The sequence below is a fragment of the Streptomyces sp. NPDC093546 genome (genome assembly GCF_044765045.1).
In the GTDB taxonomy this organism is placed as follows: Bacteria; Actinomycetota; Actinomycetes; order Streptomycetales; family Streptomycetaceae; genus Streptomyces.
The window spans coordinates 292,896-318,022 of the sequence record NZ_JBIWJG010000006.1 but is presented as its reverse complement, the minus strand read 5'-3'; the positions used below and the strand labels follow the sequence as shown (position 1 = coordinate 318,022).

Below are 25,127 nucleotides of genomic sequence, written 5' to 3'. Positions count from 1 at the left end.
GATCATTACCGAGTGGTAACAATAGCGTAATGATCACCGCTCCCCGGACGGCCGGTCGCGCTCCTCCCCCGGCTCCTCGCCACCCTCCGGCCCGGCCCCGGTCCCGCGCCCGCGCCCGTGTCCGGCGTCCGGCTCGGCCGGCCCGATCCGGATCTCGAACTCGCCCGCGTACTTCTCGTGGCCCGCGATCACCGCCTCCTCCACGGCCTCCTCGGCGAGCTCGCCGCGGACGATCAGCGGGTCCCGCCGGAGGTCCCGCATGAGGGCCCAGCACATGCCGACCATCACCAGGACGAACGGCGCCGCGACCAGGATCGTCAGGTGCTGCAGACCGGCGAGCGCGTCGCCCTTGCCCTCGCCGACGAGCAGCATCACGGCCGCGACGGCGCCCGTCACAATGCCCCAGAAGACGACGACGAACCGGGCCGGTTCGAAGGTGCCCTTCTGGGAGAGCGTGCCCATCACGATCGATGCCGCGTCGGCGCCGGAGATGAAGAAGATGCCGACGAGGATCATGACCACCAGGCTCATCACACCGGCGATCGGGAACTCCTGGAGCACGCCGAACAGTTGTGCTTCCGGCGTCGCGTCGGCCTGGAGCCGGCCCCGCTCCTCCAGGCGCATGGCGGTGCCGCCGAAGATGGCGAACCAGATCAGGCTCACCGTGCTGGGCACCAGGATCACGCCGCCGACGAACTGGCGGATGGTCCGCCCCCGGCTGATGCGGGCGATGAACATGCCGACGAACGGCGTCCAGGAGATCCACCACGCCCAGTAGAAGACGGTCCAGCTGCTGAGCCAGTCGGCCACGTCACCGCCGCCGGTCGCCGCCTCCGTCCGCCCGGCGAGCTGCGGCAGCTCACCGAGGTAGGAGGCGAGCGAGGTGGGGATCAGGTCGAGGACCAGGATGGTGGGGCCGGCGATGAAGACGAAGGCGGCGAGGACGAGGGCCAGCACCATGTTCGTGTTCGACAGCCACTGGATGCCGCGCTCCACTCCCGAGACCGCCGAGAGGACGAAGCACACCGTCAGCACGGCGATGATGGAGACCAGCAGTCCGGTCCCGGCCTTGTCCAGCCAGCCCACCTCGCGCATGCCGCTGCCGATCTGGAGCGCGCCCAGGCCCAGGGAGGTGGCGGAGCCGAAGAGCGTGGCGAAGATGGCGAGGATGTCGATCACCCGGCCGGGCACCCCCTCGGCCCGCCTCTTGCCGATCAGCGGGGTGAAGACGGCGCTGATGTTCTGCCGCCTGCGGCGCCGGAAGGTGCTGTACGCGATGGCCAGGCCCACCACGGCGTAGATGGCCCAGGGGTGCAGGGTCCAGTGGAACAGCGTGGTGGCGAGCGCCGTCTGCATGGCGTCCGCCGAGTCGGCGGGGTCGGTCCCCGGCGGCGGCGTGGTGTAGTGCGCGAGGGGCTCGCTGACCCCGTAGAACATCAGCCCGATGCCCATGCCCGCGCTGAACATCATCGCGACCCACGAGACGGTCTTGAACTCCGGCTCCTCGTGCTCCTGCCCCAGCTCGATGCGGCCGTAGCGGCTGACGGCGAGCCAGAGGGCGAAGACGACGAAGCCCGAGGCGGCCAGGACGAACGCCCAGCCGCCGTTGTGCATCAGCCCGCCGAGCAGGGAGTCGGAGAGGCTCTCCAGGGACTTGGTCGCGGTGGATCCCCAGATGACGAAGGCGAGGGTGAGGACGGCCGCCACGCCGAACACCACCGCGTCGGTCACGGGCGGCTTCTCCTCGTGCGGGTGGCGGCCCGGGAGGGCCGCTTTCACCGGCAGCCGCAGCCGTTGCCCCGGTTTGCGTTCGTCGTGCGACACAGGCGGCACCTTTCACGAATCCATGGGTGATTTCGCTCTCGGTACCCCCTACCACACCCGCACCATACGAATCGGGATCAACAGGCGGTCATGGGCTCTCCCGCCGTGAGGTGGTACGCAGCGCGCGCGTCGAGGAGCAGGGGCACCAGGGCGCGTGCGGACTGCCGCAGCGGTACGCGTACGGAGCCGTCGCCGCCGTCCGGCCGCGTGACACGCACGCCGTGCAGGGCGAGCTCGTCGTGGACACCGGCGTACTGAGCGGGGCTCAGGCGGTAGGCGCAGGGCGGGTCCTGGATGATCTCCGCCGGCTCGGCCGGGTCGTTGTCGGCGCCGCCGAGGTGGACGGGGCCGCGGTCGGCCAGGCCGGCGAGCCGGGCCGTCGTGGTGGCCGCCTCGATGCGGCCGCGCCGCTCGTCGGTGTACCGCATGAGGCCGTCGAGGGCGGTGAGCTGGGTGGTGACGCGGCGGCGGTTGTTGACGGCGGTGTCCCGCTTCTCCTCGTCCGTGAGGGGCGTGACGCGCGTCTCGACGAGCAGGCCGACGGCGTGCTTGAGGCCGGCCGTGTTGCGCAGGATGCGCTCCTGGCCGTCGCCGGCGACCTGCTTGAGGGGCTCGCCGGTGGCGGGGTCGGTCCAGATGCCGTAGACGCCGCTGCTGAACCCGGCGCGCTCGGCGGCGGGGCGGACGTACGACTCGGACAGGCCGTGCGCCTCGTCGTGCACGCGCGCGTCGGTGTTGAGGTTGCGCGGCCACAGCGACAGCAGCGCCTTGTCGTAGTACGGCGGGGTGGCGTCGTACTCGTGCAGGTCGTACACGACGTCGGGGCGGTGGTCGCGCAGTACGGCGGCGAGGGCGCGGCCCTCGGCGGTCTTCAGGGCGATGTGGTCGCGGTTGACGTCGACGCCGTCGGCGTTGGTGCGGGTGTGGGCGGCGCGGCCGTCGGGGTTGGCGGTCGGCACGACGAGGACGGTCGTCCGGGACAGGAAGCGCCGGGTGCCGGCGTCCTCGGCGTACGCGAGGTCGCGGACGGTGGTGAGGCAGGCTTCGCGGCCGGACGGTTCGTCACCGTGCTGGCTGCAGACGAGCAGCACGGTGTGGGGGGTACGGGCGGTGCCGACGGTCACGAGCTGGAGGGGCCTGCCCTGCTTCGTCGTACCGATGGTGGACATCGCCACGCGGTCGCTCGCCCGGTCGACGGCGGCGAGGAAGCGCTGCTCCTCGGCCTGGGTGGTCCAGCGGGCGCCCGCGCTCGCCTCGAAGCCGGTGCGCGGCGGCGCGGTGGCGGACGAGGCCTGTGACGCGGGGGCGGTCAGGAGCGGGAGGGCCAGGGCGGTGGCGGTGACGGAGAGGAGGGCGGTGCGTATGTGAGGGCTCATGCGTATGCGGGGTCTCATCGGATGCCGCCTCCGGGGGCCGCGTACGGTATCGGGGTCGTGGCGCGCGGCTCGGCGACGCCGTCGAGTGGCGCCTTGCCCGGCGTGTGGGGCTTCGTGCCGGAGGTGGCGCGCAGGTACGCTCCCGGCCCGCCGACGACCGGCAGCTTCGCCCGGGTGCGGGCCAGGTCGAGGGTGAGCTTCGGGGCCGTCGTGGCGGCCGGGGGGTCGATGAGGCCCGCGTCGGTGCCGCCGATGATGAGCGCGAGGCGGTGCCCGGCCGGGACGACGTGGTCGGCGGCGGCGAGGTCGAGGGTGATGGTGTGGGCCTTGCCGGGGGTCAGCGGGCGGCCTTGCCGCTCGTCGGCCCAGTTGCCGAGGTCGGCCCAGCCCCGGCTGAAGACGGTGAAGTCGACGTCGGCCGTCTTGGCCTCGGTCTCCTTGAAGCAGGCGCTGTCGCCGGCGGTGCTCGCACCCCAGCAGCTGCGCTCGGTGAGTGTCGTGATTCCTTCGCCGCGCGCCGCGTAGTCGCGGATGGTGTCGGGGCCGAGGTCGACGAGGACGGCGCTCAGGTGTGCGCTGGTGGTGTTCGGGGTGGCGGTGACGGTGACCGTGGCGGAGCCGGACAGGCGCAGGTCCTTGGCGAGCGGCCGGGAGACGAAGCCCGCCTTGGCGGGGGTGGACGTGTCGATGTGGGACGCCCAGTCGATCTCGCTCAGGCCCGGGTCGTCGGTGAAGGTCTCCGTCGTGCCCGGCCGCGCCGGGGCGAGCGACAGGGTGCCGACCCCGGGTGCCGCGCCCGTGCCGGGCCGCAGCGTGGTGGGGACGGTGGCGCGCGGCGGCCAGACGCGGTCGGTGGACCACTGGTCGGGGGCGCGCTCGATGTCGGCCATCGGCTCGCGGTCGATGCCGTTGTCGTAGCCGAGGAGATGGTGGTCGAACCAGCGGTGCAGCGTGCGCACCCACTCGGCGCGGCGGAAGTCGAAGGGGTCGACGTGGCCGGTCTGGGAGAGCCAGATCTTGCGCTCGACGCCCTGCGCGGCGAGGGCGTCCCACCACTGGCCGAAGTGCTTGGCGCGGACGTTGAGGTCCTGCTGTCCGTGGACGACGAAGACGCTGGCCTTCACCTTGCCCGCGTCGGGGACGTAGTCCCGCTCGTCCCACAGGGGGGTCCGGTCGCCGGTGCGCGGCGCGCCGTCGACGAGGCGCTGCTGGACGTGGCCGCAGCGGGCACGGGCGTCGGGGCTGTTGACGTGGTGCGAGAGCCATTCGGGGCCGGAGTCGTAGAGCGGGGCGCCCTTGGCGAAGTAGTAGTCGTACCAGGAGGAGATGGCGCCGATCGGGACGATGGTCTTCAGGCCCTCGACGCCGGTGGCGGCGACGCCGTTGGCGATGGTGCCGTCCCAGCTCTTGCCGATCATGCCGGTGTCGCCGGTGGTCCAGCCGGTGGCGCGGGCCCGCTCGGAGCCGGTGCGGCTGGTGTAGGCGGGGGCGCGGCCGTTCAGCCAGTCGACGACGGCCTTGGCGGACTGGATGTCGGAGGGCCCGCCGACGTCGTCGCAGCCGTCGGAGCGGTTGGTTCCGGCGAGGTCGACGGCGACGAAGGCGTACCCGCGCGGCACGAAGTAGTTGTCGTAGAAGAGCGGGAACTGGACGGGCCTGCCGTCGGCGTCGTACGTCTTCTTCTGGCTCTCGTTGCCGCGCCCGCAGCAGGAGTAGTACGGGCTGGCGTCCATGATCACGGGGACTTTGCGGCCCTGCCGCTCGGCCTCGCGCGGCCGGATGATGTCGGCGGCGACCCGGTCGGCCTTTCCGTCGCGGTCGCCGTCGAGGCCGGTGTCGACCCAGACGGACTCGCGGACGGCGTCGTCGTACGCGTAGACGGGGGCGGACTCGCGGGGCGCGCGGGACTCAAGGGGCGGGGGCGCGGTGCCGGTGTCGCTCCGCGCGCTCGCCATCGGGGTCAGGGCGACGGTCAGCAGTGCGGCCGAAGCCGCCACGGCCAGGGATCTCCTCGCCGGGCGGGTGACGCGTAGATGTAGGGGCATGGCCGGGAACGTACACGGGTCAACTGCCGCGCAAAAGAGTGCCGGAACGGTATCAAAGGGGCATGCGGGGCGGTGCGGGCGAGGGCGGTTCATGTCGGCCGAATGGCGATCGTGTGACGGATGGGGCCATGGACATGACTGCGCCGGAGAAGGCTGAATAACCTTCAGAAGATCTTATGGTCCTACGACTTGGAGAGCCTGACGTGCACCGCAGACTGATCGTCCCGAGCGCACTCGCGGTCTCGCTGATGCTGGCGATCCCGGCATCGGCCGCCGACTACGCACCCGGCGCCGCCGGCATCGGTGACCCCTACTACCCGGCCAGCGGCAACGGCGGGTACGACGTGTCGCACTACGACCTGCGCCTGAAGTACCAGCCCGCGACCGACCTGCTGGAGGGCACGGCGACGATCCTCGCCACCACCAAGCAGAACCTGTCCCGCTTCAACCTGGACCTGGGGCTCAAGGCCAGCGAGGTGCGGGTGAACGGCACCCGAGCGAAGTTCGCCGCGACCGGCGACCACGAGCTGGAGATCACCCCGGCCACGCCGCTGGAGAAGGGCCGGGCGATCTCGGTCGTCGTACGGTACGCGGGCAAGCCGTCCGAGCTGAAGATCGGCGGCTGGACGGCGTGGCACCGTACGCCCGACGGCGGTGTCGCCGCGCAGGAGCCGGATTCGGCCGTGTGGTGGTTCCCGTCCAACGACCACCCGCTCGACAAGGCGACGTACGACATCTCGGTCTCGGTCCCGGACGGTACGCAGGCCATCTCCAACGGCGTCCTGCAGTCGCAGTCGTCGCGGCTCGGCTGGACGCGCTTCAACTGGCGCTCCAACAAGCCGCAGGCCACCTACCTCGCCACGCTCGCCGTCGGCAAGTTCGACATCACGACGGACAAGACCGACAAGGGCCTGCCCGTCCTCAACGCGTACAGCAAGGACCTCGGCGACCACGCGGGCGCGGCGCGCGCCAGCATCGAGCGCACCAAGGAGGTCGCCGAGTGGCTGGAGGAGGTCTTCGGACCGTACCCCTTCAACGCGCTCGGCGGGTACGTGCCGAACGTGACGAGCGGGTACGCGCTGGAGACGCAGACCCGGCCGTTCTACAGCCCCCGGCAGTTCGCCAACGGCGCGAACGTCTCGGTGGTCGTGCACGAGCTGGCGCACCAGTGGTACGGCGACAGCGTCTCGGTGGAGGGCTGGAAGGACATCTGGATCAACGAGGGCTTCGCCCGCTACAGCCAGTGGCTCTGGTCGGAGAAGGAGGGCGAGGGCACGGCGCAGGAGCTGGCGGACTACGTGTACGCCACGCGTGCGGCCGAGGACCCGTTCTGGACGGTCAAGCCGGGTGACCCGGGGCCGGACAAGCAGTTCGACATCGCCGTGTACGACCGGGGCGCGCTCGCGCTCCAGGCGCTGCGCAACGAGATAGGCGACGAGGACTTCTTCGCCATCCTCAAGGGCTGGCCCACCGAGCGGGCGTACGGCAACGCCAAGGTGAGCGACTTCGTATCGTACGCCGAGCGGATCTCGGGCAAGCCGCTCGCCGGGCTCTTCGACACCTGGCTGTACCAGCCGTCGAAGCCGGAGGCGCCCACGGCGGCCGAGTCGGGGATCGCGGAGCGTTCGCGGGCGGCGGCAGCGGCGGACGGCCCCGCCCAGCCGAAGTCGTGGAAGAAGATCGCCGCGACGAACACGATCCACGACCACGGGCACGAGGACGGGCACGGGCACGACCACTGAGGTGTGACTGCGGGAGCCGCCGCCCTCACCCTGCCGTGGGGGCGGCGGCTCCGCCGCCCCCGCTGCTTGAGAGCGCTCTCACACCGTGCCCGGACCGGCTACCCTGCTCCTGTACGCGCACGACGCACCCGCGTACACGGTCCGCCGCGCCGCCGAGGAGCCCGCTTGCCCGCCCTGCCCGCACCGCCCGATCCCGCCCCCGGGTCCCGCCCCACCCTGGAAGCCGTCGCGGCCCGCGCCGGGGTCTCCCGGGCGACGGTCTCACGCGTCGTGAACGGCGGCACGGGCGTGCGCGGGCCCCTGGTGGAGAAGGTCCGCCGGGCGGTCGAGGAGCTCGGGTACATCCCCAACCACGCGGCCCGCACCCTGGTGACCCGCCGCAACGGCGCGGTGGCCGTGATCATCGCGGAGCCCGAGTTCCGGGTCTTCTCCGACCCGTTCTTCGAGCAGCAGGTGCGCGGCATCAGCCGCGAGCTGACCGCGCACGACTCCCAGCTGGTGCTGCTGTGGGTGGAGGGACCGGGCGACTACGACCGGATCGGCCGCTACCTCGGCGGCGGGCACGTCGACGGTGCGCTCGCCTTCTCGGTGCACGACGACGACGAACTGCCCGCCATCATCCGGCGCGTCCAGGTCCCGGTGGTCTTCGGCGGCCGGCCGGGCTGGCCCGGTGCGACCGGCGGCCTCGCCGTGCCGTACGTCGACGCGGACAACCGCGGCGGCGCCCGCGAGGCCGTACGCCACCTGCTCGCCCTGGGCCGCGAGCGCGTCGCGCACATCGCCGGGCCGCGCGACCAGACCTCCGCGATGGACCGGCTCGACGGGTACCGAGACGTCCTGCTGGACGCCGGACCGGGCCTCATCGCGCAGGGCGACTTCACGGAGGAGAGCGGGGCCCGGGCGATGGCGGAGCTGCTGGAGCGCCGTCCGGACCTGGACGCGGTGTTCGCCGCGAACGACCTGATGGCGTCGGGGGCCCTGCGCGTGCTGCGCGAGCGCGGGCTGCGGGTGCCGGAGGACGTGGCGCTGGTGGGCTTCGACGACATGACGTCCATCGCGGAGGCGACCGATCCGCCCCTGACGACGGTCCGCCAGGACATCGAGGGCATGGGCCGGCTCATGGTCCGGCTGCTGATGCGCGTGCTGGGCGAGCGGGAAGGCGCCGAGCCCGGGGCGAGCAGCGCCCCGGGCTCGGTGATCATGCCGACGGAACTGGTCCGCCGGGCGTCGGCCTGACCACGGCGACGCGTACGGGATGACTTACGCGTACAGGACCCACGCGTAAGGGATCTGCGCGAGTGATCTAGCCGTACGGGATGACGAGCACGGACCGGTCCGTACCGGTCTGGAGCTTGGCGGTGCCGTTGCCGATGGCGTGCCACACCTCCAGGCGTACGGTGCCGCCCCGGAGGTCGCCCAGGGTGCCGGTCGCCGCCTTCAGGCCGCGCCCCTGGGTGTACTCCTCCCAGCCGGCCACCGGGTCGGTGGCGAAGTAGTGGTACGTCTCCGTCCGGTCGAAGGTGCCGTCACCGGTGAGGTCGTAGCTGACCCGGGCCTGCTGGCCGAGGCCGACCGTGGTGCCCGCGTCCAGCTGGAGGCGGAAGGCGGTGGCGGCGCCGGGCTTCAGCGTGCCGTTGACGCCCTTCGCCTCGTACACCAGCGGCTGGTGCGGGGTGCCGTCGTGGTTGGCGCCGCCCGCCGAGGCGAGGGTGTCGCTGCCGGCCGTCCCGTTCGTGGCGGTCGTCAGGGCGCCGCCGGTGCGCAGCTGGAAGGTGTCGCCGGTGGAGGGACCGGGGTCGGGGTCGGTGCCTCCGGTACCGGTGCCGGTGGCCGTCGACCGGGCCGGGACGGTGAGCTTCGCGCCGTCGGAGAAGGTCACGGTCCGGGCGGTGGAGCCGTGGTTGTGGGCCGCGTAGGTCCGTACCGTGCCCTTGGTGAAGACGGCCGACGTCGGGATGTCGCCGGTGACGGTGGCGTCGGGGGCTCCGAGCGCGTCCAGCGTGGCGATCCAGTGGTAGGTGTGGGCCTTGGACTCCCCCGCCTCCGGGGTGTACGCCGCGTGGCCCGCGTCCCACTTCGCCTTGGCGGCGGCGGGGTCGGCGAGGGCCTGGAACTCCCACAGGATGTCGCGCCACTCGACGGCCGGGCCGCCGTTCTCGCGCTCCATCTCGGCGAGGTTGCGCCGGATCGCGGCCTTCTCGCCGCCGAGGTGCAGGGAGCCGCCGGTCACGGGCAGGACGTTGATGCCGTGGATCTCCTCGGGGTTGGCGGTCCACCAGGTCGCGTAGGCGGCGCCGCTGCCCCACACCATGCCGGCCGTGTCGTGCGCGAAGGAGGCGGGGAAGACCTGCTGGTCGGCGTCGAACCAGTACTGCGTGATCGCCTCGGACTCGGTCGTCAGCAGGTACACGCCCAGGTCGCGCAGGGCGGTGTCCCCGGTGGCCGCGCCCCACAGCACCAGGCCCGCGCTGAGGTTGGTGGACTCCGACGACGACTCCTGGTTGTTGCCGGCGGCGAAGCCCTGGTGGCCGGAGGCCCAGCTGTGCCCGGCGTAGACGTCGAAGCCGCGCAGGAAGGGGAAGGCGGCGTCGGTGCGGCTGGGGTTGGCGGCATCGCGCACGAGCGTCTTGACCATGCCGCCCCAGGCGGAGTCGGCGGCCCAGGCGGGGTCGTACTGGGCGACGATCGCCGCCGCGTAGACGTAGTACGAGTAGTGGAAGTGGTGGTCGTTGAGCTCGGTGTCGCTGCCGTACGAGGCGGGGTAGCCGGTCAGCGTCCTCCACGTCCGGTCGTACGAGAACTCGTTGCCGCCGCCCACGGTGAACCAGTCCTGGAGGCGGCCCTTGAGGAGGCCCAGCAGCTTGTCGCGGACGGCGGTGTCGCCGGTCTGCTCGGCGAGCGGCACCAGCTGGGCGAGGCGGCCGAGGGCCTTGCCGGTCCAGTAGGTGTCGGTGGCGCCTTGCAGCGGGTCGGGGGCGTTCGCGACCTCGTTCAGGTAGCCGCGCAGCCGGGCCGCGTCGACGCCGGACGACTTCGGCAGGCCGGGCAGCACGGCGGCGGCCCGCTGGCTGGTGGTGAAGGACGTGCCCTCGCGGACCTTCATGGTGCCGCGCGGAGAGACGTACGTGTACGGGGTGAGGGCGTCCGCGGTGTTGAGCCACTGGTGGCGGTAGAGGGCCTGGAGGGTGCCGGTCTCGGTGCCCTCCTGCGGCTGGGTGGTGAGGCTGTACGTGGCCCTGACCGTGCCCGCGCCATGACTCCAGGCGACCTGCGAGCCGGTCACGAAGCTGAAGGCGTACTTCCGGTAGGTGGCGAGCGCGTCGGTGGAGGGCAGGACGGCGAGCGAGAAGTAGTCCTTGCCGCCGAGGGCGGCCGTGAGCGTGGAACCGGAGACGGTCCAGTCGGTGCCAGTGGGGGCGAACAGGGCGTAGTGGTGCCCGGCGACGGTGATGCCGAGGACGTTGCCCTGGTCGGCGAAGACGGTCGGGGCGGTGGCCGTGGTGACGCGTGCGCTGCCGCCGGTGCCCTTGGCGTAGACGAAGGGCAGGCCGTGGCCGATGGTCGTGCGGAGGGTGCGCGCCCCGTCGGACCAGTACGGCGTGACGGTCCAGTCGGACCAGGAGTCGGCCTTGGTGTCGGGCGAGTTGAGCCCCGTCAGGCCGAGGGTGAGGTCGCGCTTGTGGGCGTACTCGTACTGGCGGCCGTCCCCGACGATGGCGGGGGTCGTGGGGTAGCCGATGTCCAGGCCGGCGGCGGTGGCCTGGTAGGTGAGGGGGTGGCCGTACATGGGGGTGGACCAGGGGTTGTCGCCGTAGCGCTGGAAGGCGAGCGAGGACCACCAGTCGTTGGTGGGGACCGGCTTGCCCTGGGCCGCGGGTGTGACCTTGGGGGTGACCGGGGTGCCGGTGTTGGTGGTGGGACCGGAGGTGCCGGCGGGGCGGGTGTCGGAGTAACCGCCCGCGCCGACGGGGACGGCGGCGGCGGCAGCCGGGGCGGCGGTGGGCCCGGCGAGGCCGAGGGTGGCCAGGGTGGTGGCCAGGAGCACTGCGGCTGATCGGGTGCGCGGGGATGGCATGGACTGCACCTCGAGGGGGATGGGGGGGTGAGCGTTGAGAGCGCTCTCATATGGCCAGGAACGTAAAACTCCTGAAACGGGCTGTCAATACACGGGGCGTAGGCGGCACTTGACGTGCTCGCGCTGCCGTTACGCGTTCGAGTCTTGACGGCGCGGGGGCGGCCGGGGCACGCTCCGACGCAGCCTGTTTGAGAGCGCTCTCAGCGCTTTCGGCGCCGTCCCGCTCCCCCGAAGCCAAGGGAGGCTTCCCATGCCCATCGCCCGAGCCGCCAGAAGGGCCGCCGTCCGACTCGGCGCGGTCGCGCTCACCGGGGCCCTGCTCGCCGGCTGCGGAGCCGGCGCCTCCGACGAGGCGTCCGACGGTACGGTCACGCTCACCGTCGACCTCTTCGGCTCCTTCGGCTACAAGGAGGCCGGGCTCTACGCCGAGTACGAGAAGCTGCACCCCGGCATCACGATCAAGCAGACCGACACCGAGGACGAGCAGGACTACTGGAAGTCCCTCCAGACCCGGCTCGCGGGCGGCGGCGGGCTCGCCGACGTCCAGGGCATCGAGGTCGGCCGCATCGCGTCCGTCACGCAGCAGCAGGCCGACAAGTTCGAGGACCTGACGAAGTACGGGGCCGACAAGCTCAAGGGCCAGTTCGCCGAGGCCAAGTGGTCGGCGGCGACCACCAAGGACGGGCGCGTCCTGGGGCTCGGCACCGACGTGGGCCCCGAGGCGATGTGCTACCGCACCGACCTCCTCAAGCAGGCCGGGCTGCCCACGGACCGCACCGAGCTGGCCGCACGGTGGTCCACCTGGGACGGCTACCTGGAGTTGGGCAAGCAGTACAAGGCGAAGGCCCCCGGCAAGAGCGCGTGGCTCGACAGCGTGGGCAGCCTCTTCACGATCATGATCGGCCAGGAGGAGGAGCGGTACTACAACGCCTCCGGCGAGCTCGTCTACGACAAGAACCCCGCCGTCAAGGCCGCGTGGGACACGGCGGTCGAGGCGGCCGAGGCCGGCCTGAGCGCCAAGCTCGACCAGTGGTCGCCCCAGTGGAACCAGGCCTTCGCGGCCGGGTCCTTCGCGACGATCCCGTGCCCCGCGTGGATGCTCGGCTACATCAAGGGCCAGGCCGGTGACGCCGGGCGCGGCAAGTGGGACATCGCCAAGCTGCCGGGCGGTGCGGGGAACTGGGGCGGCTCGTACCTGACCGTGCCGCGCGCGGCGAAGCACAAGAAGGAGGCGTACGAGCTCATCCAGTGGCTCACCGCGCCCGAGCAGCAGGCCAAGCTCTTCCGCGCGCAGGGCAACTTCCCGTCCTCCACGGGCGCCATCGCGACGATCGCGGACGCCACGGACCCGTACTTCTCGGGCGCGCCCATCGGGCGGATCTTCGGCGAGGCGGCGAAGGAGGCGCCGGTGCAGGTGCTGGGCGTGCACGACAAGAACGTGGCGGACCAGATCACGAACGCGCTCAGCGAGGTGGAGCGCAAGGGGACGGCGCCTGGGGAGGCGTGGACCACCGCGAGGAAGGGCGTCGCGAACGCGACGGGCTGAGGGGCCCTCCGGGGGCAGCGGTTTGCGTTGCGGCGGCGGCTTGCGGTGCCGTGCCGTGCGGCGCCCGCGTGCTTCGGCTGCCGCCGGTGGGTGGCGGTGCGGGGCCCCTCCGGGCTCGACTCCTCGACGCTGGCGGCCTTGGGTTCGTACGGACGCGGAACAGTCTCGGCGCCTCCCCCGTAGCCCTTCGGGCACGGGAGGTACCCCCAGCGTCTGCGGGGACGGCCCTGCACGGCCCCGCCCCGAGGCCGTCGCCCGACTGCGGACCGGTGCCCACCAGGGTGGGCTGGACGGGCGGTGGATCTGTCCCGACCGCGTGAGGGGGACGGGGGCGGAGCGTGGGGGGTGGTCGGACGTAAAACGACTGAACTCGCGCGAAGCGCGGTGAACGAGAGTCCGGCCGCCCCCCACCGGAGCCCCCGGCACCCGACCCACGCCCACCGGGCACAAACCACCGCCCCAGCACAAACCAGCGCGCAGCGGAACGCTCGCGCATCGACTCGAAGGGCCCCGTACCGTGACCCTCTCCGCACCACCCGCCGCGCGCGGCGCGGCGTACCGGCGCATATGGCAGGCGGCCTCGCCGTACGCGTACATCGCGCCGTTCTTCACGCTCTTCGCCGCCTTCGGGCTCTTCCCGCTCCTCTACACCGCGTTCGTCTCGCTCTACCGCGTCGAGCTCCAGACCCCGGGTGACATGCAGTGGCGCGGCCTCGGCAACTACACCGCGCTCTTCGCCGACGACTTCTTCTGGATCTCGCTGCGCAACACCTTCACCATCGGGGTGCTTTCCACCGTCCCGCAGCTGGTGATGGCGCTGGGCCTGGCGCACCTGCTCAACTACAGGCTCCGCGGCCGTACGTTCTTCCGGACGGCGATGCTGTTGCCGTACGCGACGTCCGTCGCCGCCGCGACGCTGGTGTTCGCGCAGCTCTTCGGGCGGGACTTCGGGCTGGTGAACTACCTGCTGGGCGTGGTCGGGGTCGGGCCGGTGGACTGGCAGACGGGGACCGTCGCCTCGCAGGTCGCGGTGTCGACGATCGTCATCTGGCGGTGGACCGGCTACAACGCCCTGATCTACCTCGCGGGCATGCAGTCCATCCCGACGGAGCTGTACGAGGCCGCGGAGATGGACGGCGCGTCGCGCTGGCGGCAGTTCGTGCACGTCACACTGCCGGGCCTGCGCCCGACGATCGTGTTCACCGTGGTGGTGTCGACGATCGGGGCGACGCAGCTCTTCGGGGAGCCGCTGCTCTTCGAGGGCAGTGTGTCGGGGGGCATCTCGCACCAGTACCAGACGCTCGGGCTGTACCTGTACGAGCAGGGCTGGGGCTTCTTCCACCTGGGCCGGGCGGCCGCGGTCGCCTGGGTGATGTTCCTGCTGATCCTGGTGCTGGTCGGGGTCAACGCCCTGGTCGTGCGCCGACGTGCCCGCAAGGAGGCCGTCCGATGACCGTGAGGCGACGCGCGGGGCGCACGTTGCACGGGGGGCGCGTGGCGTACGCGGTCCTGATCGCCGCGGTGCTCGTCTCCGCCTTCCCGTTCTACTGGACGATCGTCGCCGCGAGCCGCTCGAACGCGGATCTGGCGCAGGTGCCGCCGGCGCTGCTGCCGGGCCCGAACCTGATGCGGAACGTCGAGGCGGTGCTGGAGGAGGCGGACATCGGCACGGCGTTGCTGAACTCCCTGATCGTGTCGGGCTCGATCACCGTCGGCACGGTGCTGTGCTGCACACTCGCCGGGTTCGCCTTCGCCAAGCTGCGCTTCCGCGGCCGGGGGGCGCTGCTGGCGGTGACGGTGGGGACGATGATGATCCCGCCGCAGCTGGGCGTGATCCCGCTGTTCATGCTGATCGCGAAGCTGGAGTGGGTGAACCAGCTGCAGTCGGTGATCCTGCCGGGGCTGGTGTCGGCGTTCGGGGTGTTCTTCATGCGCCAGTTCCTGGTGCAGTCGCTGCCGGACGAGTTGATCGAGGCGGCGCGGGTGGACGGCGCGTCGAACGCGCGGATCTTCTGGTCGATCGTGGTGCCGGTGGCACGGCCCGGGATGGCCGTGCTGGGCATGCTGACGTTCATGGCGGCCTGGAACGACTTCTTCTGGCCGATCGTGGCGCTGTCCTCGCAGAACCCGACCGTGCAGGTCGCGCTGCGCCAGCTGGGCGGCGGCTATGTGCACGACCAGTCCGTGATCATGGCGGGCACCCTGCTCGGCACCCTTCCCGTGCTGCTGGTCTTCGGGCTGCTGGGCCGGCAGATCGTCGGCGGCATCATGCAGGGCGCCGTCAAGGGCTGACCTGCCTTTTCTCTCCTTCTCTCTGTTGCGTTGGGAGTCTCATGACCGAGCTCATTTTCCCGGACGGCTTCCGCTGGGGCACGGCCACGGCCGCGTACCAGATCGAGGGCGCCGCCGACGAGGACGGCCGGACGCCGTCCATCTGGGACACCTTCAGCCGTACGCCGGGCAAGGTCCGCAACGGCGACACGGGGGACATCGCCGCCGACCACTACCACCGGATGCGCGAGGACGTCGCGCTGATGAAGGACCTGGGGGTGACGGACTACCGGTTCTCGGTGGCGTGGCCGCGGGTGCAGCCGACGGGTCGCGGGCCCGCGGTACAGAAGGGCCTGGACTTCTACCGGCGGCTCGTGGACGAGTTGCGGGCCGCGGACATCCGGCCGGTGGCCACCCTTTACCACTGGGACCTGCCGCAGGAGCTGGAGGACGCCGGCGGCTGGCCGCACCGGGAGACGGCGGAGCGGTTCGCCGAGTACGCCTCGCTGGTGGCGGGCGCGCTGGGCGACGGGGTCTCCACGTGGACGACGCTGAACGAGCCGTGGTGCGCGGCTTTCCTCGGGTACGCCTCGGGGGTGCACGCGCCGGGCCGCACGGACCCGGTCGCGTCGCTGCGCGCGGCGCACCACCTGAACCTGGCGCACGGGCGCGCGGTGCAGGCGCTGCGGGCCGCTCTTCCGGCGGCGGCCGAGGTCTCGCTGACGCTCAACCTCCATGCGGTGAGAGCGCTTTCGGAGGCGGAGGCGGACCGGGACGCGGCGCGGCGCGTGGACGCGCTGGGCAACCGGCTCTTCCTGGACCCGGTCTTCCACGGGCGGCTGCCCGCGGACCTGGTGGCGGACACGGCGGCGCTGACGGACTGGTCGTTCGTGCGGGACGGGGACCTGGAGGTGACGTCCGCGCCGGTCGACTCGCTGGGGATCAACTACTACTCCCCCACGGTCGTCGGGGCGGGCACGTCCGCGTCGCCGTCGCCCTGGCCCGGCACGGAGGGGCACGTCCGCTTCGTACCGGCGCCGGGTCCGCGTACGGCGATGGACTGGCCGGTGGACGCCGACGGGCTGTACGAGCTGCTGGTACGGCTGCGCGACGAGCTGCCCGCCGTACCGCTGATGGTGACCGAGAACGGCGCGGCGTACGACGACTACGCCGATCCGTCGGGCGACGTCCACGACCCCGAGCGGGTGGCGTACCTGCACGCGCACATCGCCGCGGTGCACCGGGCGCTGGCGGACGGTGTGGACGTGCGCGGCTATTTCCTGTGGTCGCTGCTGGACAACTTCGAGTGGGCGTACGGCTACGGCAAGAGGTTCGGCATCGTGCACGTGGACTTCGCGTCCCAGCGGCGTACGCCGAAGGACAGTGCGCGGTGGTACGCGGACGTCATCGCGCGGGGCGGGCTGCCGGGCTGAGGCGGTGCCGCCGGCGCGCCTCGCGGGCGAGAGGGAGGTAGCGCAGGCGTTCGGGCAGGACGGGGACGACGGCTCGTACGACCCGGCCGAAGCGGCGCAGCGCGCGCTCCTGCTCGTCCGTCCACTCCAGGCCGAGGGCGGCGCGCGCGTCGGGCGGCATGAGGCCGATGGTGACGAAGCGGCGGAAGCGGGCGAGCGGCGGCAGCAGGACCGGCCACAGGGCGCGCAGAAGGAGCCGCGTCGGGAGGGGCCCGCGGTCGGGCGGGGGCACCGGGCTGTCGGTGGCGACGAGCTCGCGGACGACGACGGTGGCCTCGATCTCCTCGGCGAGGACCTTGCGGTAGTACGGCCAGAAGTCCTCGATCGTCTGCGGCATGTCGCGGTCGTGGAGGCCGAGGATCCGGCCGACCTGGAGCCACTCGGCGTACAGCTGCCGCTCCTGTGCCCCGGTCATGGGGCGGACGAGGTAGCGGTAGGCGTGGTGGAAGACGGGGAAGCCGGTGGCATGGACCCAGGCGTAGTTGGCCGGGGTGAGGGCGTGGTAGCGGCGGCCGCGGGTGTCGGTGCCCTGGATGGTCTTGTGGAGCCGCCGGAGCCTGCGCCCCTCCTCGGCGGCGGCCTCGCCCCCGTACACCCACAGCTGGAGGGAGCGCAGGGAGCGCTCGCCGCGGCCCCAGGGGTCGGTGCGGAAGACGGAGTGCTCGTCGACGCCGGCGCCGACGGCGGGGTGGGCGACCTGGAGGGTGAGGGCGGCGGGCAGCATGAGCAGGCCGCGTATGTCACCCGCGAGGGTCCACAGCACGCCGCCGGGGGGTGGCGGTGCCGGGTCTGCTGCTGCCATGGCCGTCGTGCTCCTCGGTGCGGTTCCGGGGCCCGGGGTGGGCCCCGTTACCAGTATCGATCACCGGGTGCGAGGTGGGGGCTGGGGGTCAGCGGCGGTCGGCGGGGCGGGCGGAGACGGGTTCGCCGATGATCCGCTCGGCGAGGGTCCGCGCCCATGCCTCCACGTCGTCGGCGAGGCGGGACTCGGCGGCGGCGCGTTCCTCCGCGATGCGGGCGTGCCCGGCGGTGAGGATCCGCTCGCGCTCGCGCACCCCCTCCTCGCGGGCGGCGGTGAGGGCGGCCGCGCCCTGCTCGTGCGCCTCGGCGCGGATGCGGGCGGCGTCGTGGCGCGCCGAGGCGAGCTCGGCCTCGTACTGGGTACGCAGCTGGGCGGCCTGCTCGCGCAGTTCCTCGGCACGGTCGGTGCCGCCCTCGATGGCGTCCTGGCGCTGCTGCAGAGTGCGGTTGATCCGGGGCAGGATCACCTTGGCCATGATGAGGAAGGTGGCGCCGAAGAACACGACGCCGATGATGAGTTCCGCCCATACGGGGTTGAGCGGGCCGAGATCGAAGGGGAACACCTCGGCGTTCCGGGCAAGAGTCACCGTCGAGTCCATGTCCGGATCCTACCGAGTCATCTCGATCCGTCCCGACCGGTCGGAGCGGGACACGAGCGGTGTTGACGGGAGTTGACGCGGCGGCCCCGCGTTCCGTCGTGGTCGCCGTGACGTCCCCGGACCGCTCCGTCGGTGACGCGCGGGCACGTCGCGTACCGTGCAGGCGCATGCATGTGGTTGCCGTACTGGCTCTTGACGGTGTGTCAGCGTTCGACCTGACCATTCCCTGCCAGGTGTTCGCCTTCGCGCGCAGGCCCGACGGGTCGCCCGCCTACGAGATCAGGGTCTGCGCGGACCGCGCCGTCACCACGCGGGCGGGTGAAGCGGAGCCCTTCCGCCTCACCGCGCCGTACGCCCTGGCCGACGCCCGCGGCGCGGACACCCTCATCGTCCCGGGCATCGCCGCCGACCAGACCCCGCACCCGCGGGTGGTCCGACTGCTGAGGGAGGCGGCGGCCTCGGGATCACGCATAGCCTCCATCTGCACGGGCGCCTTCGTCCTGGCCCGGGCCGGACTGCTCGAAGGGCGCCGGGCGACGACGCACTGGCGCTTCGCGGACGACCTCGCCGCGCGGTACCCCGACGTGACGGTGGACCCCTCCGTGCTGTTCGTCGACGACGCGGACGTCCTGACCTCCGCGGGCATCGCGGCAGGCCTCGACCTGTGCCTGCACATCGTGCGCCGGGACCAGGGCGCGGCGGTCGCCGCCGAGGTGGCCCGCATGATCGTCATGGCCCCGCAGCGGGAGGGAGGCCAGGCCCAGTTCATCGAGTACCGGGAGCCCGGCACCGATACCGACGACCTCGGCGGGACGCTGCGGTGGATGCGGGACAACCTGCACCGGCCGCTGACCATCGCCGACATCGCCTCCCAGGCCTCCATGAGCAGGCGCAGCCTGGCGCGGCGCTTCCGGGCGCAGACCGGGACGACCCCGCTGCGGTGGCTGCTCGCGCACCGCGTGCAGCGTGCCCGGGAACTGCTGGAGACCACCGACCTGCCGGTCGGCCGGATCGCGGAGAGCGCCGGTTTCGGGTCCATCGAGGCTCTCCGGCACCACTTCACCCAGCAGGTGGGCACGACTCCGAAGGCGTACCGCGCAAGCTTCCGGGTGTGAAGACGGGCGGGGCGGGGCCGGGTTCCCGTCGTGGCCGCATCTTGCGCCACATGGGCACTGGGGCCACTGTCACCTCGCGTCCTCCGTCGAAAGACTGGGCCTGTTGTCGCACTTCGGGCGCCGCACGCGGCGGCGCCGGGAGGCCTTCCCACTCTTCCTGGAGGATCCATGCACAGGCGCGATCTGCTGCGTTCGAGCGCTGGGGCGGCGGTCGGCATCGGGGCCGCAGGCGTCGGCCTCGCGGGCGCCGGCCCAGCGGAAGCCGACACCCCCGGTCCGGCCCGCCGACGCCATGAGCCCCTTCGCGTGCACACCGTGCTGTACGACGGCGTGGAGGAACAGGACTTCGCCGGACCGGTCGAGGTCTTCGGCATCGTCGGCGACCGGGGTCCGGTCGAGCAGACCTTCGTCACGGCGGACGGGCCGCGCACGGTCGTCACCGCCGCCGGCATGGAGATCGTCTGCCGAGCCCGCTGGTCGCCGTCCTCTGCCGACCTGATCGTCGTGCCGGGTGGCGGGTACGGTCCCGGATCAGGCCTGCAGAAGGAGATCGACCGCGGCAGGCTGCCCAAGGCCCTGGCGCAGGCGCGGCGGCCGGGGCTGCTCCTCGCGGCCGTGTGCAGCGGGACGATGCTGCTCTCCGCCGCCGGCATCACCCGCGGCCGGCCCTGCACCACCCACCACATCGCCAAGGACGACCTGCGGGCCCAGGGCGGGCAGGTGGTCGGCGGACGGGTCGTCGACGACGGTGATCTGGTGACCTGCGGCGGAGTCACCTCCGGCATCGACCTCGGGCTGTGGCTCGTCGAACGGTTCTACGGCCACGAGACGGCCGTCTTCGCCGAGGAGGTGCTCGAGTACGAGCGCCGGGGCACCGTATGGCGCTCGCGCCGGACCCCGTGAACCTCCCCTGACGACGACCGGCGTCCCGACCGACCTGTTCACCGACCCACCCCCGACACCCATGGGAGACCCGCATGAACCGCCGAGACCTGCTCCGCGCCTCGACCGCGGTCGGTGCCACGGCACTGGCCGCGGGAGCGGCTGCCGCCTCGCCCGCCCCGGCTGCCGCCCCGAAGCCGGCCGCCGCCGTGGGCGGCAAACCCCTGCGCGTACACATCGTCCTGTATGAGGGCGTCGAGGAGCTCGACTTCATCGCGCCTTACGAGGTCTTCTCCGCCGCCCCCTTCTTCGCCGCCCGCCCGGTGGAGGTCCGGTACGTCACCGTCGACGGCACCACGGCCGTCAGGGCCGCATACGGGACGGAGGTCCACGGCGTGCGCCCCTGGGCACCGCACCGGGCGGATCTGCTGGTCGTGCCGGGCGGTGGATACGCCCGCCGGGACAGCCCCGGCGTCTGGGCCGAGATCCAGCGTGGCGCACTGCCGAAGGCCCTGGCCGCGGCCGCGCGGCCGGGCCTCACCGTCAGCGCGCTGTGCACGGGGACGATGCTGCTCTCGGCGGCCGGTCTGACGCGGAACCGGCCCTGCACCACGCACCACAGAGCACGGCAGGACCTCCAGGACCAGGGCGGTGTGGTGAAGAACGCCCGGGTCGTCGACGACGGTGACCTGGTGACCGCCGGCGGCGTCACATCCGGGCTGGACCTGGGCCTCTGGCTCGTACGCCGGGAACTGGGCCCGGACGCCGCGACCGGCTTGGAGGCCATGCTCGAGTACGAGGCGCGCGGCACGGTGTGGACGTCGGCCGCCGCGGCGCGCTAGCCCTCAGGCTCTCGGCGGTGTCCAGCCTGTCGGGCACCGCCGCGACAGGGTCCGGCGCAACCGCGGCCTTTCTCTCACCCGTCGGGAAAGGTCCACCCGACGGCTACCGGAAAGTAACCGCAGATGATGTGATGTGCGGCGCCACGTCCAAACCCCCCTCACTCCGCAGGAGTTCGTCGTGCCACGTCCCCTGACCCGCCGCTCCCTGTCAGCCGCGGTGCCCGTGGTGCTCGCCGCCGCCACGCTGGGCGCCACCGCGCCGTCGGCGTCCGCCGCGTCCACCGCCGGGACGCCGCACCTCAAGGTCCTCTCGTACAACGCCTTTCTCTTCAGCAAGAACCTCTACCCGAACTGGGGACAGGACCACCGCGCGGCGGAGATCCCCAAGACGGGCTTCTACCAGGGCAACGACGTGGTCGTTCTCCAGGAGGCGTTCGACAACGGCGCCTCCGACGCGCTGCTGCGCAACTCCGCGGGCCAGTACCCGTACCAGACGCCGGTGATGGGCCGCGGCAAGGACGGCTGGGACGCGACCAGCGGCGCGTACTCGGCGACGACGCCGGAGGACGGCGGGGTCACCGTGCTGAGCAAGTGGCCGATCGTGCGCAAGGAGCAGTACGTCTACAAGGACGCGTGCGGTGCGGACTGGTACTCCAACAAGGGCTTCGTCTACGCGGTGCTGAACGTGAACGGCGCGCGCGTCCATGTGGTGGGCACGCACGCCCAGTCGACGGACTCGGGCTGCGCGGCGGGCGAGGCGGCGCAGGTGCGCAGCCGGCAGTTCAAGGCGATGGACGCCTTCCTGGACGCGAAGAACATCCCGGCGTCCGAGCAGGTGCTGGTGGCCGGCGACTTCAACGTCGACTCGCACAGCGCCGAGTACGCCGCCATGCTCGGTGACGCGGGCCTGGCGGGCGCGGACGCGCGCACCGGGCACGCGTACTCCTTCGATACCGAGCAGAACTCGATCGCGGCGGAGCGCTACCCCGACGACCCGCGCGAGGACCTGGACTACGTCCTGCACCGCGCCGGTCACGCGCGGCCCGCCGGCTGGACCAACGAGGTGATCAAGGAGCAGAGCGCGCCCTGGACGGTGTCGAGCTGGGGCAAGCGGTACACGTACACCAACCTGTCCGACCACTACCCGGTCGTGGCGTCCGGACAGTAGCGGGCGACTTGCAGGCGCGAGCGCTTCGCAGCTGGTCGGAGGGGGTATCTCCGCAGTGGCTGCAGGGGTGTTGCGCTGCCATGGTGGTGTTCATGACGGGCCATGGACACCACCACCATCGTCACCATCACCACCAGCCTCACGAGCGGATCGACGCCGCGCTGGAGGGGTCGGCGGAGGGGCTGCGCACCCTGTGGTTCTCCTTCGGGGTGCTGGCCGCGACGACCGTCGCCCAGGCGGTCGTCGCCGTGCTGTCGGGTTCGGTGGCGCTGCTCGGTGACACCGTGCACAACGCCACGGACGCGCTGACGGCGCTGCCGCTCGCGCTCGCCTTCGTCCTCGGGCGGCGGGGCGCCACGCGCCGCTACACGTACGGCTTCGGGCGCGCCGAGGACCTCGCGGGCGTGTTCGTGGTGCTGGTGATCGCGGCGTCGGCCGTGTTCGCCGGATACGAGGCGGTGCGGCGGCTGCTGGAGCCGCAGCCGGTCAGCCATCTGCCGGCGGTCGCGGCCGCCGGGCTGGTGGGGTTCGCGGGCAACGAGTGGGTGGCGCGTGCCCGGATCCGTACGGGCAGGCGCATCGGGTCGGCCGCGCTGGTCGCCGACGGGCTGCACGCCCGCACGGACGGGTTCACCTCGCTCGCCGTGCTGCTGGGCGCGGGCGGCGCGGCGCTGGGGTGGCGGTGGGCGGACCCGTTGATCGGGCTCGCCATCACGGCCGCGATCCTGCTGGTCCTGCGGGGCGCGGCGCGGGAGGTCTGGCACCGGCTGATGGACGCGGTGGACCCGGCCCTGGTGGACCGTGCGGAGCACGTGCTCTCCCATGTCGACGGCGTACGGGGTGTGGGGGCCGTGCGGATGCGATGGCTGGGCCATGCGCTGCGCGCCGAGACGTCCGTGGTGGTCGACCCGTCGCTGACGGTCGTGCAGGCGCACGCGGTGGCGGTCGCGGCGGAGCACGCCCTGCTGCACGGCGTGCCCCGGCTGGCCGCGGTGACCGTCCACGTGGACCACGGCCACGCGGCGGACGCGGACCCGCATGAGGTTCTGGCGCACCACCTCCGCGCCCTGGGTGCCGGGAGCGCGTAGCCGCGCCGGTGCCGACGACGGGAATGCGGTGCGGGGCCGTCCGGGAATTCCGGAGCCGTATTTCGGTATCCACGTACGGAATGCGCTGAATACGCGTGGCGCGTACGGCGAGGCGAATGTGGCGGGTGATTGCCAATCCGGGGTCGGGTGCGCACGCAAGGGAATGACAACGTCGTCACCGTCCGGCACATCTGCCGGACGCACCCCGATGTGTGCGGTCCGTAAACGCTTCCGCATGCTCGCAGCCCCGAAAGGAAAAGAGCGATGTACCAGAATTCGCTCAGCGCCATTGTCAGCTCCACGTGCAAGGGCGAGCCGATCATGATCGTGCACCAGCTCAGCGGCGGTTACATCACCAAGGAGTTCGATCTCCAGATCCGCACCTATCCACTGGCGACTCAGACCGACAAAAAGCATCTGTGGAAGGTGATCTGTGAGGACGTGCGCGACGGCAACGTCGTCTACCGTCTGCAGAGCGCCATGGCGGACGAGAAGCAAATGGCGATCGACCCCAACAACCCGACCGGGCTGGGTGTCCTGCTTCAGGACCCCCGCCCGCTCAACGAAGAGGGCCAGCGGGCCGACGCCCAGCGCTGGTACATCCTCCCGTCCAGCAACGGCTGCTGGACCATCGTTCCGCTGCTGCGGCCCGACCTCGTCCTCGGGCCGATGGACAAGCAGGTCGGCATCAACGTCTGCTACCGGCCGGTCGAGGTCGTCGGCAATGTGGTGCCGACGACCAGCTGCGTGCAGTTCTCCCCGCCGAACCCCCCCAAGGACCCCTCGAGCGAAGGCCAGGAGTCGAACGCTCCCCAGACCCGCCGCGTGTAAGGGCACCCGATCAGGCGGACGGGTGCGTCCCGACCGGCGACTTCACCGGCTGACGCGCGCTCAGCCGGCGTGGTCGTACACCGTCACCGGCACGCCCCGCGCCACGAGCCGCTCGGCTATCAGCGGCTCCACCCGCGACCACTTCCCGCCCGCCAGCCCGCATCCGATCCTCGGCATGTGCACCGAGGCCCCGAGCTCGACCGCCTTGGCGCCGAGCTGGTCCAGGGCGGCGTCGATCGCCTCGTACCGCACGGGCACCCCCTTGCTGCCCGTGCGGATCCCCCGCTGCCCCACCATGTTCGCCACCCAGAGATACGGCTCCACCTGGACGAACTGCACGGCCCCCAGGCCGAAGTCGTTGCGGGCGCGCTCCCGGTGCCAGCGCCGGAAGGCGGCTTCCGGCTCGGGCCAGCGGCGCGAGAGGGCGAGGACGAAGCCCTTGCCCCAGCCGCCCAGGTCGTTGCAGACATGCGCGATGATCTTGACGCCCCTGCCGACCGGCGTGGTGGCGTCCCCCTGTACGTATGAAACCCGAGCGGTTTCCTGCATCCCCGTCACCCTCACCACCGTACGGGCGACCACTGACAATGGCACCGGACTTTCACATCATTGGTGAGACAGCAATACTGTTTCACCGACGCATCGCACGCCGCACCACCGGAAGTGAGGCCCCCCATGGCGACCGAGACCGAGGAGCACCAGCAGCCGACGCTCACCGTCGACGAGCTGGCGGCCCGGGCCGGTGTCACCGTGCGCACCGTGCGGTTCTACAGCACGCGCGGGCTGCTGCCGCCGCCGGTGATCGGGCCGCGCCGGGTGGGGCTCTACGGCCCCGAGCACCTGTCGCGGCTCGCGCTCATCGAGGAGTTGCAGCACCAGGGGATGACGCTGGCCGCCATCGAACGCTACCTGGAGCAGCTGCCTGCGGACCTCAGCGCCCATGACCTCGCCATCCACCGGGCGCTGGTGGCGACCTGGGCGCCCGACTCGCCGGAGGAGCTGTCGCGGGCGGAGCTGGAGCGGCGGGCGGGCCGGGCTCTGTCGGAGGAGGACGTGGCGCGGCTGACCGCGATGGACGTACTGGCGCGGACGGAGGACCCGGACACCTACCGGGTGGACGCCGGGCTGCTGCGGCTGGGCGTGCGGCTGCTGGACGTGCCGATCGCCCACGAGACGATCCTGGCGGCCCGTACGGTGCTGCTGGAGCACACGCGTTCGGCGGCGCAGGAGCTGACGCGGCTGTTCCGGGACGAGGTGTGGAACCCGTACCGGGAGCGCGAGTCGGATCCGGAGCACCTGGCGGCGATGAAGTCGCTGTCCGCCCACATGCAGCCGCTGGTGGTGCAGGCGCTGGTCACGGCGTTCCAGCGGTCGCTGAAGGAGGAGCTGCGCGCCGCCTTCCGGGCGGAGTGAGCCGGGGGCGGTGCGGGCTGCCGGGCCCGGTGGTGGG

General features: G+C 72.1%; 20 protein-coding genes. 13 read left to right on the top strand and 7 right to left on the bottom strand.

Annotation, left to right across the window (positions count from 1 at the left end; translation table 11 throughout):
• Positions 1–33: 33 nt before the first annotated feature.
• The 3 genes from ACIRNI_RS16400 to ACIRNI_RS16390 form a co-directional block, all read right to left on the bottom strand.
• Positions 34–1,824, bottom strand: a complete 1,791-nt coding sequence (locus tag ACIRNI_RS16400) for a BCCT family transporter (protein ID WP_403552084.1) — start codon at positions 1,822–1,824, stop codon at positions 34–36.
• 77 nt (positions 1,825–1,901) lie between these two features.
• Positions 1,902–3,200, bottom strand: coding sequence for a M14 family metallocarboxypeptidase (locus ACIRNI_RS16395; RefSeq protein WP_403552083.1), 1,299 nt, complete (start codon positions 3,198–3,200; stop codon positions 1,902–1,904).
• A gap of 14 nt (positions 3,201–3,214) precedes the next feature.
• A complete protein-coding gene (locus tag ACIRNI_RS16390; protein WP_403552082.1) occupies positions 3,215–5,245 on the bottom strand; it encodes a Xaa-Pro dipeptidyl-peptidase in 2,031 nt (676 codons plus the stop codon).
• Between the two features lie 203 nt (positions 5,246–5,448).
• Between ACIRNI_RS16390 and ACIRNI_RS16385 the strand changes: the two genes are divergently transcribed.
• Positions 5,449–6,987: a M1 family metallopeptidase gene (locus ACIRNI_RS16385; protein WP_403552081.1), complete on the top strand. Its 1,539-nt coding sequence runs from the start codon at positions 5,449–5,451 to the stop codon at positions 6,985–6,987.
• A 174-nt stretch (positions 6,988–7,161) separates the two neighbouring features.
• Positions 7,162–8,223, top strand: coding sequence for a LacI family DNA-binding transcriptional regulator (locus tag ACIRNI_RS16380; protein ID WP_403552211.1), 1,062 nt, complete (start codon positions 7,162–7,164; stop codon positions 8,221–8,223).
• Positions 8,224–8,290: 67 nt separating this feature from the next.
• Here ACIRNI_RS16380 and ACIRNI_RS16375 read toward each other — a convergent pair whose 3' ends face one another.
• The gene (locus ACIRNI_RS16375) at positions 8,291–11,062 is read right to left on the bottom strand and encodes a glycosyl hydrolase (RefSeq protein WP_403552080.1); all 2,772 of its coding nucleotides are present in this window, start codon (positions 11,060–11,062) and stop codon (positions 8,291–8,293) included.
• 250 nt (positions 11,063–11,312) lie between these two features.
• Here ACIRNI_RS16375 and ACIRNI_RS16370 point away from each other — a divergent pair, with 250 nt between their 5' ends.
• The 4 genes from ACIRNI_RS16370 to ACIRNI_RS16355 all read left to right on the top strand — a co-directional run bounded on the left by ACIRNI_RS16370 (position 11,313) and on the right by ACIRNI_RS16355 (position 16,312).
• Positions 11,313–12,608, top strand: a complete 1,296-nt coding sequence (locus tag ACIRNI_RS16370; RefSeq protein WP_403552079.1) for an ABC transporter substrate-binding protein — start codon at positions 11,313–11,315, stop codon at positions 12,606–12,608.
• 517 nt (positions 12,609–13,125) lie between these two features.
• Positions 13,126–14,061, top strand: coding sequence for a carbohydrate ABC transporter permease (locus tag ACIRNI_RS16365; RefSeq protein ID WP_403552078.1), 936 nt, complete (start codon positions 13,126–13,128; stop codon positions 14,059–14,061).
• The gene (locus ACIRNI_RS16360; RefSeq protein WP_403552077.1) at positions 14,058–14,900 is read left to right on the top strand and encodes a carbohydrate ABC transporter permease; all 843 of its coding nucleotides are present in this window, start codon (positions 14,058–14,060) and stop codon (positions 14,898–14,900) included. Before ACIRNI_RS16365 ends, ACIRNI_RS16360 begins: the two co-directional genes overlap by 4 nt.
• A 41-nt stretch (positions 14,901–14,941) precedes the next feature.
• Positions 14,942–16,312: a GH1 family beta-glucosidase gene (locus ACIRNI_RS16355; RefSeq protein ID WP_403552076.1), complete on the top strand. Its 1,371-nt coding sequence runs from the start codon at positions 14,942–14,944 to the stop codon at positions 16,310–16,312.
• Here ACIRNI_RS16355 and ACIRNI_RS16350 read toward each other — a convergent pair.
• Positions 16,284–17,153, bottom strand: a complete 870-nt coding sequence (locus tag ACIRNI_RS16350; RefSeq protein WP_403552075.1) for an oxygenase MpaB family protein — start codon at positions 17,151–17,153, stop codon at positions 16,284–16,286. The genes ACIRNI_RS16355 and ACIRNI_RS16350 overlap by 29 nt on opposite strands.
• An 88-nt stretch (positions 17,154–17,241) precedes the next feature.
• Complete coding sequence (locus ACIRNI_RS16345; RefSeq protein WP_403552074.1) at positions 17,242–17,751, bottom strand: hypothetical protein; 510 nt, start codon at positions 17,749–17,751, stop codon at positions 17,242–17,244.
• A gap of 167 nt (positions 17,752–17,918) precedes the next feature.
• Between ACIRNI_RS16345 and ACIRNI_RS16340 the strand changes: the two genes are divergently transcribed.
• The 6 genes from ACIRNI_RS16340 (at position 17,919) to ACIRNI_RS16315 (ending at position 23,677) form a co-directional block, all read left to right on the top strand.
• Complete coding sequence (locus tag ACIRNI_RS16340) at positions 17,919–18,866, top strand: GlxA family transcriptional regulator (protein ID WP_403552073.1); 948 nt, start codon at positions 17,919–17,921, stop codon at positions 18,864–18,866.
• Positions 18,867–19,034: 168 nt separating this feature from the next.
• Positions 19,035–19,769: a DJ-1/PfpI family protein gene (locus tag ACIRNI_RS16335; RefSeq protein WP_403552072.1), complete on the top strand. Its 735-nt coding sequence runs from the start codon at positions 19,035–19,037 to the stop codon at positions 19,767–19,769.
• Positions 19,770–19,843: 74 nt separating this feature from the next.
• Entirely contained in the window at positions 19,844–20,590 is a 747-nt protein-coding gene (locus ACIRNI_RS16330; RefSeq protein WP_403552071.1) for a DJ-1/PfpI family protein, read from the top strand.
• A gap of 178 nt (positions 20,591–20,768) precedes the next feature.
• A complete protein-coding gene (sph, locus tag ACIRNI_RS16325) occupies positions 20,769–21,758 on the top strand; it encodes a sphingomyelin phosphodiesterase (RefSeq protein ID WP_403552070.1) in 990 nt (329 codons plus the stop codon).
• Positions 21,759–21,850: 92 nt separating this feature from the next.
• Entirely contained in the window at positions 21,851–22,846 is a 996-nt protein-coding gene (locus ACIRNI_RS16320) for a cation diffusion facilitator family transporter (RefSeq protein ID WP_403552069.1), read from the top strand.
• A gap of 264 nt (positions 22,847–23,110) precedes the next feature.
• Positions 23,111–23,677, top strand: a complete 567-nt coding sequence (locus tag ACIRNI_RS16315; RefSeq protein WP_403552068.1) for a hypothetical protein — start codon at positions 23,111–23,113, stop codon at positions 23,675–23,677.
• A gap of 60 nt (positions 23,678–23,737) precedes the next feature.
• Here ACIRNI_RS16315 and ACIRNI_RS16310 read toward each other — a convergent pair whose 3' ends face one another.
• A complete protein-coding gene (locus ACIRNI_RS16310) occupies positions 23,738–24,226 on the bottom strand; it encodes a macro domain-containing protein (protein ID WP_403552067.1) in 489 nt (162 codons plus the stop codon).
• 126 nt (positions 24,227–24,352) lie between these two features.
• Between ACIRNI_RS16310 and ACIRNI_RS16305 the strand changes: the two genes are divergently transcribed.
• A complete protein-coding gene (locus ACIRNI_RS16305) occupies positions 24,353–25,090 on the top strand; it encodes a MerR family transcriptional regulator (RefSeq protein ID WP_403552066.1) in 738 nt (245 codons plus the stop codon).
• Positions 25,091–25,127: the final 37 nt, after the last annotated feature.